This is a genomic window from Shinella sp. AETb1-6 (assembly GCF_009826875.1).
Lineage (GTDB): Bacteria > Pseudomonadota > Alphaproteobacteria > Rhizobiales > Rhizobiaceae > Shinella > Shinella sumterensis.
In genome coordinates, this window is the sequence record NZ_WUMM01000004.1 from 458,004 (window position 1) to 467,328 (window position 9,325).

The window sequence follows — 9,325 nt, forward strand, 5'->3', positions numbered from 1 at the left end:
CAGGGCCGGGCGGACGGCGTTACGGGGGGAGCGGGTTGGAGTGCCTGGTAGGGCAGGGCCGGCGACGCCTCAGCGGGATGCGCAACCGTTCGGCTTTGAGAATGAGTATGTGGGGAAACTGGCGGAGAAGAAGGGATTCCCCGCCAAGTCGGCCGTAACCCATTGATTCACGAGTCGCCAAAACGTGGGTTTGGGTACATTCGTGGGTACAATGAGTTATCGCCCTGGCTCGTCTTCGTCAACGCTCTTGTGCTGTCCGGGGGATAGAGAGCACACGATGACCGCTTGTGTCGCAAGGCGGACGAGGATGATGCCCGCTGTCGGCCCGAAGTGACATCCGCATTCGTTTGAACCGTCATACGCCATCCGGCGGCATGGTCGGTTAATCGTTCGGGAATAAGGCTTGAGAACCCTTGCCGGGTTCCCAATGCCATTTAATATGCAGTGCCTGCGCTGCGTGCAATGCTCGCGCGCGCCTAAAAACCATTCTCTAAAGTATATCCCAGCGGGACGCCTTGACCGACACACTTGATCAGAAACCAGCCTCCACGGAACTGACCGGCGGTGCCGGCTTCACGTACGAAGACACGGTCGTCGCCTATTACCTAGCGCATCTGCTGCGGCGCGAACGCGCGGCGGGCCAGCCAGGTATCGTCACCAGCGTCGCAGTCCAACGACAAGGTCACGGCCATCCGATGGATGACGTGATCGTCGAACTCGACGACGCAGGGACCAAAAAGTCGCTCGATCTTCAAGTCAAGCGCTCTGTCACGATCAGCAGCGCTGACAAGCAATTCAAGGAGATCGTCGCCGCCGCCGTGACAACACAGGGGGGCAATGCCTTCATCAAGGGCTCGGACACGAGTGGATTTGTCGTAGAGCATGTGACGGATGCGACATTCCGATGCCTTTCTCGGCTGATCAGCAAGGCGAAGGCGAGCCCTGATGCCAAAGACTTCGAAGAATACTTCGCGCCGACAGGCCCGGCGGGAACTGGCGACAAGAAATTGCGAGAAGGCTTACTGACGCTTACCGGCGCAGCGAACCTGGATGAGGAAGTCAGCTTCTATCGGAGTTTTGCCGCGCTCCGCTTGGCTGGTCTGGAAGAAGGCGGGGCGCTTCGCGCGGAGATCGTCAATAGGCTACAAGAGCATGTTGCGGACAATGTGGACGGTCAGAATATCCTCCTTTTTGACCGCCTCTGCCGAATCGCCCGCGAAGGCGCGGCGAACGCAGCTAAATGGACGCGTTCATCCTTGCTCGCTCAACTGCAAGGCTCGGTGCGTCTTAAAGTAGCGCCGAACTTCAGCGATGACATCAAGCGTTTGAGCGCCGCATCGCTCGACGCGCTCAACGATGTCTCCGAAACCGTCGGTGATTTTCATGTCGCGCGCGACGGATTGCAGGCGGAAGTCGCACAGGCGCTCCAGAAGCATCGCGTTGTTTCCATCGGTGGTCTGCCCGGATGCGGCAAGTCGGTCGTGCTGAAGCACTTTGCTGCCGACGCGGGCAAGTCAGGACCGATCCTATTTCTCAAAAACGACCGACTACAAGGAACAAGCTGGACAACGTTCGCAACGGCGCTCGGTCTACGCAACAGCCATGCGCCCGATCTTCTCGCAGAAATCGGTGCTTCCGGTACGCCCATTCTGTTCATCGATGGGATCGACCGAATCCGACCAGATCAACAACACATCATCACCGATCTGATCCGCGCCATTGAGTCCGACCCCAGTCTCCAGCACTGGAAACTCCTAGCCAGCTCGCGCGACCAAGGACTCGAGGCCTACCGGGCTTGGTTTCCCCTGTCTTTTTACTCGGAAAAAGGCATGGGTAGCGTTGCGGTAAAGGGGTTCTCCGACGATGAGGCGGAATTCCTTGCCAAATCGAAGCCCAATCTCCGCAGCCTTCTTTTTAGCCCCAATCCGGCCGTGGAGCAGATCGCCCGTCGCCCATTTTTTGCGGCAGTTCTCGCCCAGGCTATTTCGCAGGACGCCGAGCCGCAAACCGAAGCCGACTTGATCAACGCCTGGTGGCTACGCGCCGGGCACGACGCGATGCCGGAAACGGTGCCGCAACGTCAGCGTGCACTCGTCGATCTCGCCGAACAAGGCGTGCGTAACCTCGGCAAGGGAATACCTGTCCGAGACCTCAAACCGCACACAGTTGAACATCTGGTCGCGCTTCAGGCCGACCACATTTTGCGTATCGAGCGCAGCGGCGCGATAGTGTCCTTTACTCACGATATATTCTTTGAATGGGTATTCTTTCGACTGCTTATCGAGTTGGGCAGTGAGTGGCCTTCTGCGCTTGCCGCCGCAGGCGAGCCACCTTTGCTCGGACGCGTCGTGGGTTTGCTCGCGCAGGACGCGCTTACCGAAACGGGTTCATGGACCGCAGGTTACGCCAAACTTGAGAGCTCAGCTCTTCGTGCCCAATGGCGGCGCGAGTGGCTGACTGCGCCGCCTTTTACGAGCGCGTTTGAAAAAGCTATCGACGAGTTTACGAAATCCGTCGAGGCAAACGACTTTGCGTTAGGCGAAAAATTGTTGGTGTGGTTTCAGGCGCAACACACCGTGCCAAGTCCCATCATCATGCAAAGGGCCATCAAAATTGACGGTATTGACCCTATTCGCATGGCTGACCTCCTCGGCTGGCCTTCCGACGGGGTGGCATGGGGACGCCTGATTGACTGGATCATCATGCGCCAGCAGACACTACCGGCACGTCTTGTGCCGCAGACGCTCGAAGTCTTCAATGTGTGGCAGAATGCTCTCGCTGATTTCAAGAATACCCGCTCGAAGCATATTCTGGCCACATGCGGTGCGTGGCTGATCGATCTCGAAGCGGAAATTTACGTCGAGGGCTATCCGCGAGAACGGGGAAAGTGGGACGCACTCAGCCACGAAGCGCAGAAGAGTCTTGCGACGGGCTTGCGAAGCCTCATTCTCCGCTCGGCCCGTAGTTATCCCGAATTTGCGATTGCTCTTTTTGAAAGAGCTGCTGGTAACAAACAGATGCTGCGCTCAGCATTTGACGATCTTATGAGCTTCACACCGATTATGTCGGAGGTGGCTCCAGAGGTTGTTGAAAAAGTCGCCGAATCAAAAATTATACAAGAGTTACCGCAGGATGCGTACGATCGCCGCTGTCGGGAAGAAGCGGAACAAGCGGAATGGCTCGAAGAAATCAGGGCTATCCCGAAGAAGAAACGTACGCGTCAACAGAATATGGCGCTGTCCTCACCACGCTTTCCGAGAAGCTATTCCGATTTCGGATTGGACGATATCGGCCTCGAAGTCCATAACCACTACTTCCATCCTCCGTCAGCGCTGCACGAACCTTTCGCTAGCCTACTTGCGAAAAGCCCCTACGTCGGACTTCGCCTGATCACCAAACTTACAAACCATGCCACCGCCGGCTGGCGTCAAATCCATAAATTTCGCCGGCGCGAGCGCGGCACGCCGATCCCCGTCATGCTGGAGTTTCCGTGGGGCCGGCAGGAGTTCTGGGGGGATTGGCATGTTTTTGGCTGGGGTCTTGGCATGTTGGGCTCCGAACTGCTCCGGTGCATCTATCTTTCGCTCGCTTATTGGGCGTTCAAGGAGATCGATAAAGGGCGCTCCACGAGCGACGTTATCAAGCAAGTCCTCGAAGGTAGCGAATGTTACGCATCTCTGGGGCTTTGCTTGCGCCTTGCCATCGAGACGTTCGAGGTCTCGGAGACCACGCTACCCATCATTACCTGCCAGCGCCTCTGGGAGCATGATTTCGCGCGTTTCGTCCAAGAGCCGCAGAAGGACATCGACCTCTTCGGGCTCGGTTTCCTCACACAATTAAAAGGCGAAAAGGCCAAGGCGAAGGAATTTCTCGATAGCCGAGACTACCGTAAACACGATGTGCGCGAGCTCGCGATGCGGTTTGCCATCAGTAGCGACACGAGCTTGCGGGATCGTTTCAAGACGGCGCTTGAAGCGTTTCCCGAAAACCTTCCGTATGTTGTTGAGGAAGAACGCCAACACCCGGAACGAACAAAGGATTTGAAAGAGAAAGCGGAACTCTGGTCCGGCCTCGGCGATATCGAGAACTATCGGCGTTACGAAACGGAAGACAATCAAATCGCTATCGGCTATGAACCGCCAAAGCCGCCCCCCGAGGCGGCGCAGGAGCGAGCGGCGAAATCCACCGAATGGTTGTATCAGCAGCAAGCGCTCACTTGGGCCCTCAAATCCTTGCATGAGGGTAAGCCTGCCGAGGGGTGGACGTTGGCAAACGCTATCGCCTTCGCCAAAAAGAACGACCTCGACGACCTGTTCGATGAGCGCGCCGATGTCGGTCCTCATGCGATCCAAAGCGGCGTCTCCGCCACCGCCGCTTGCGTTATCCGATTTAGTGAAACCGGTTCACCGGATCGGCCGTGGGCGTGGAACGTAATGGAACGGGTTCTGAAAATGCGGGAACCCAGTGATTTCCATGGATCGAAAATTCCGTGGCATCCTTCTTTCCACCTCATTTCCTCGCTTTACCATGACCGCACCAGCGGCGCGCCCCGTTCGGACTCTTCCGCGAGCCTGATCCAGCTTGCAAGTCATCCGAACGAAGATGTGCAAATCATGGCTTTCCAGGCTCTCTTCATGGACCCGGATCAGCATGTAAAATGGGTTGCCGCGCACCTCGCGTTCGATCTCGCGCACTACATTGAACCGATCCGAAATGAAGAGACCTTCGAGCGCGACGACACCGCAAATCGAAATGCACGCGAAGCAGCGTTCGCGAAGGCATTACATGCCCTCGTGGTCAAGACCACGGAAGGATTTGCCCCTCTGCCACCTGCGTGGGTAAAGGCATCCAAGCAAAACAGACATTCGGAAGAGTATTGGACCGACCCAGAACGCTCTTTCGACGGTCAATACGCCGCCAAGCTTTTCACGCTCTTTCCACTTGAAGAGTGGTGCCAGTCAAACGTCTATCGCTCGAAAATCCAGCCCCTTCTTGTCGATCTCGTGCGGTGGACCGCCGAGCGCTTGATGCCCACGTGGGACGATAGAAGGAGTCGCCGAGACAAAGAGACTGCTCTTTTCGAATGGGACCGCACCTTGGGCACGTTGCTTGCACGTGCATTGCCATTTTTCGATTTGCAATGGGTTCGCGACAATTTTGTCAAACCGTTCTGCACGAACGACGAGGAGGCGTTGCGCGTACTTGCGAAATTCGCGGAAAGCATCGTTACCCGTCATGTCCTCGATGCCAAAGACATCCCCCAGAATGCGCTGCAAGTTCTCGACGATTGTGTGCAGCGGGTCATCGACGACAGAGCATTTGCGCCGAACAGTTATCGAGCCGGTGAAATCCACGGCTACGATATGCCTGAACTCATCAAGGCGCTTCTGTTCGTGAACATCGATGACGAATGTGCGGGTGCTGCGCGGTTCGTCAATGGCGATTGGAGTAGTATCGCGATTATTATGCCTCTGGTGACGAAGCTTGTTAAAGCGACCGGATGGTCAACATACGTCATGCAGAACTTTTTGACCTTGTGCGAGCGTGCAGCGGCGTCTTACCCGATCGATGCCTTCATTGACCAGGCTGCCGCAGCACTGGATTCCATCGAATACGCGAAAGGAAGTTGGGTAGGAACGTCATTGCCCGCGCGGCTTGCAGCCATCATCCAAACACTTGCCGAAGCAAACTATCCTCTTGAAGTTGGTCGCGCGCGGGGGTTGCTGAGGCTCCTCGACGCATTGATCGACCTCGGAGACCGGCGCAGCGCGGCGCTTGAACAGGATGAGGCGTTTCGCCGTGTTCAGGGCCTAGTTGCTTGATTAGAGCTTTTCTCAGCGCCGCCTCCCTTCGGCATCGACAGGCGCGCAGATCGGTCGAGATGCGTGTTTCAAGCCCTGCAGGCGGCGGCAGGCGTTCGTTTAACCTGATAAAGTCGATGGTCGATATTATGGCAGCGAGAGCCTGCATTTTTGCGCAAGGGTGGGCCACGAGCGACGCAGGAAAATCTAGGACTTCGATGTGATCTTTTTGAGGTGACCTTGGGCCGCGGCAACCGCTTTTCCGGCCTGATGGAGCTCGGTAAGGGCATCGTGTAGATGCTGATATGCAATGTTACCGGATGACCTGAGCCTGTCCTCGTCGGCCCTGCATTCGAAATCCCACGCCCGATCTCCGATGCGATCGGCATCAGCAATCGCGGATTCGAGATCGTACACAGCTTTTATAAAGGGCTCGATCAGTTTCCAGTTCGGCTTAGTTTTGGCCACTCGGTGGTCCTCCTAATATGGATTTCGTGGATATGACGGTGGGCTCACGGCTTGCGTCCCTTCGGCCCGCCCTCCTCGTTCGTCGGGTCGAAGTCCTTGCCGCTGGGGCTGGGGGCAAGGCCGCTGCCTATGCCTGTTCCGGTTTCCGCCGGCCCGACAATGTCCCCACGGGGGGAAAGTGTGTCGAGCCAGGCGATCGTTGACTTCAAAAGCTTGATGTCGGTGTCTTCTTCGTATTCGCTCCGGACGAAGCACAACAGAAGGTCGGACCAGCGGCCTGTGACTTCCACGTGGTCGAGCCAGTCGATCGATGCCTCCGGTGCACGGGTGTCCGACGATTTCCACACCGCGCATCCGGGCGGCAGGAGGAAGATCAGGTGCGGCCGATGATAGCTGCCGTCCGCAAGGCGGTCGCCGACGATGATATGCGGCAGACAGGGAATCGCGCCCGCCTCGACCAGTTCTTCAAGCGCATACAACAGATGCTCCGGGGAGACGAAGACGCCGTCACAATCGATGCGCAGCGCGCCAAGGAATGTTTTGTTGAGTTCGATATAGGGATAGTCGAGCGTGAGGAGCTTCGATCGCGTCTGTACGGCCAACATTGCCTTGTCATTCGAGGCCCGCGCCGTGCCACCCTTTGGAACCATAGAAACGAACAGCTTCAGAACCGTGTTGTCTTCCGAGCGCAGGCCCTCCTCCGTAAACGGATCGCGCCAACGGCCGGCGACCTGTTTACCGAAAGGTAGCTCGAACCCCTCTTCCAGCCGCCGTTGCACGGCTCGCCGAAGTTCGATGGCCTCCTGTCGGGCGCGGTTCGTGTCGGGTTCGCCCGCGACGATGCGGGAGGGCTTACTTGCGGCTTTCCGCTTCATCTTCGCTTCGGCAGCCTTGCGCCGGGCCTCTGCGTAGCGTGTTTCGAAACCGAGCAGGGGTTGCCCCGCAACCTCTGGGTACCGATAAGTCGTTTGCCCCGCGCCTGTTAGCATGGGGTCAGTTGTCTTTACAATTGCGTCGCCGCCGTTTACTTTCATTGAACAATCTCCGAGAAAGCCACGGTAGGGTTCCAGCCCTGTGATCCGCGGCTTTTTCTATACTCGGAGCCGGCGGCGCATGATGCAAGCGCCGATGCGACCGATTACCGAATGAGATACGGTGACAGGTCCAGTCCCTCCGGGAGGGCCATTGCCCGGATAACCTCGATCTCTTCCCGAAGCAGCAAGGGATCGCCGTAGCCCCCCGAGACATTCTTGGGTGCATGTCCTGTCTGTTTGTCGTGGGTTCGCTCGTCGATCCTCGCAACGCGCATGAGGTCCTTTGCGTTGTGCCGGCTGGAGTGAAACGTCGCTTCGATTCTTCGATGTATACCAACAGCCCGCAGTTGATTGTTCAGACGCTTGGATGCCGCGTCTGCCGGGTCTTCGACCCGCTTCTTTCCGTGGTAGAAGCAACCTGGGAAAAGATAGTCCTCGGGGCGACGGGTTTTAACATAGTCGATGAAGCCCGTTTTCGTCACGACATCCGGAAGCGCGATGATTCGGCGACTGCTGGCCGTCTTCAATTGACGATCCTCTGGATTCCCATCGTCATCAACGAGTTCGGTGGTGAGATTGATAACCCATGTTCCGCCTTCGACTTGGTAGATATCCTTGCCCTGCAACGGCACCATCTCACCCACACGAGCGCCAACCAAGACCCCAAGCAATGGCATCCATTTCATGTCGGCGCGGAGGACCCCTGCGGCATGTACAAATCATTTGTTCAGGTCCTCGACCTTGAAGGGTCTTCTCCGAATGGCCCCCTTCACGAACTTGGGAATCTTGATTTCCACATCGAAGAGAGGTGATCGAAAACCGTGCTGCGCACCTACGTCTTTGAAGAACATCCGGATGGGCGAAAAGTAGGTGTCTTTAATCGTACCGGCCGCCAGGCAGGGAAGCTGCTCCTTGGGGGGAAGCGTCTCGTTGTAGTCCGCCGCCTCCTCTTGGGACATGCCCTTGAACGCAGGGTATTTCACGTAATTTGCCGGGACCACCGCGAGAAGCGACGCAAACTGCTGGAAATCTGCGAACCGATACCGGTTGACAGGCTTGTCACCCGCAAATGCCATGAAGTCCTTGAGACGATTGTAGTCGGTGTCTGTCTTGCTGCCCGACAACCCCAGCGGCAGTCTGATCTCATGGTGCCACCATTCAAGCGCCTCGGACATGAGTGGTCCTGGCGCGCCGCCTTCCAACACGCTCTCGACCGCAACGCTCAGAGACTCCAGCCGCTGGGACAGCGAATCCAACGAAGGAGCGACGACCAGCTCGCTAACCTGCTTCTGCGCCGAGCGCTTCAACGTCAGCGCTGCCAGCACGTTGGCGCGGGTCTCGATGGAGGAAGCATACACTTCGTTGATCTCAACGCGGATGTGGTTCTCGCGTTGAAGGGCTTCCACCCGCAGACGGTTCTTCTGCTCTTCCAATTCCGCGGCATGTGTGCGTTGCTGAAGCTCGATCAGCTCATCCGCCCTTTCGGCAGCCTCCCTAGACGTCTCGATAAGGTCTGCGAGTCGCGCCTGCAATTCGGCGATGATGGCGTCTCGCGGGTCGATGTGCTGCTGCATTTCCGGTCCTCTCTTGAGGACGCAGAGAAATAGCCGGTCCAAATGACCGACAAGTAAACGCGAGGCGGCCGCCGCCGTCCGTGACGGGACTCTGCCGAGATTGAGCCTAATGGGAGATTTGCCGAGAATCGCGACCAGTTCTGCGGGAATCCGCCGCTGAAAGCGATAACCATTGCCGTGACGGGTGAGGTACATTCGAAAGCCTCCGGGTACGGTGTTGGGTACAAACCCAAACCGAGGCTTCGAAAAACTCAATTAAATCAACAAGCGGTGGATGGCGGAGAAGAAGGGATTCGAACCCTCGATACCGTTTCCGGTATACTCCCTTAGCAGGGGAGCGCCTTCGACCACTCGGCCACCTCTCCGCTCGCGATTTCACTATGCGGCATGGGTCGGGATTGCAAGGCATTTTTAGATTTTTGCGACAATATCCAGAATTTCTCGCGCC

Annotated in this window: 5 protein-coding genes and 1 tRNA gene; 1 reads left to right on the plus strand and 5 read right to left on the minus strand. The window is 57.2% G+C overall.

Going from position 1 to position 9,325, the window contains the following annotated elements:
* Positions 1-515 precede the first annotated feature (515 nt).
* Positions 516-5,822, plus strand: a complete 5,307-nt coding sequence (locus GR158_RS09950; RefSeq protein ID WP_160870940.1) for an ATP-binding protein — start codon at positions 516-518, stop codon at positions 5,820-5,822.
* A gap of 186 nt (positions 5,823-6,008) precedes the next feature.
* On the opposite strand, the gene GR158_RS09955 is transcribed toward GR158_RS09950, so the two are convergent.
* The 5 genes from GR158_RS09955 to GR158_RS09975 form a co-directional block, all read right to left on the minus strand.
* The gene (locus tag GR158_RS09955; protein WP_160870941.1) at positions 6,009-6,269 is read right to left on the minus strand and encodes a hypothetical protein; all 261 of its coding nucleotides are present in this window, start codon (positions 6,267-6,269) and stop codon (positions 6,009-6,011) included.
* Between the two features lie 44 nt (positions 6,270-6,313).
* Positions 6,314-7,303, minus strand: a complete 990-nt coding sequence (locus tag GR158_RS09960) for a hypothetical protein (protein WP_160870942.1) — start codon at positions 7,301-7,303, stop codon at positions 6,314-6,316.
* Positions 7,304-7,407: 104 nt separating this feature from the next.
* The gene (locus tag GR158_RS09965; protein ID WP_160870943.1) at positions 7,408-7,989 is read right to left on the minus strand and encodes a hypothetical protein; all 582 of its coding nucleotides are present in this window, start codon (positions 7,987-7,989) and stop codon (positions 7,408-7,410) included.
* Positions 7,990-8,022: 33 nt separating this feature from the next.
* Positions 8,023-9,072, minus strand: coding sequence for a hypothetical protein (locus tag GR158_RS09970; protein WP_160870944.1), 1,050 nt, complete (start codon positions 9,070-9,072; stop codon positions 8,023-8,025).
* An 80-nt stretch (positions 9,073-9,152) separates the two neighbouring features.
* Positions 9,153-9,242: transfer RNA gene (locus GR158_RS09975), tRNA-Ser, on the minus strand.
* Positions 9,243-9,325: the final 83 nt, after the last annotated feature.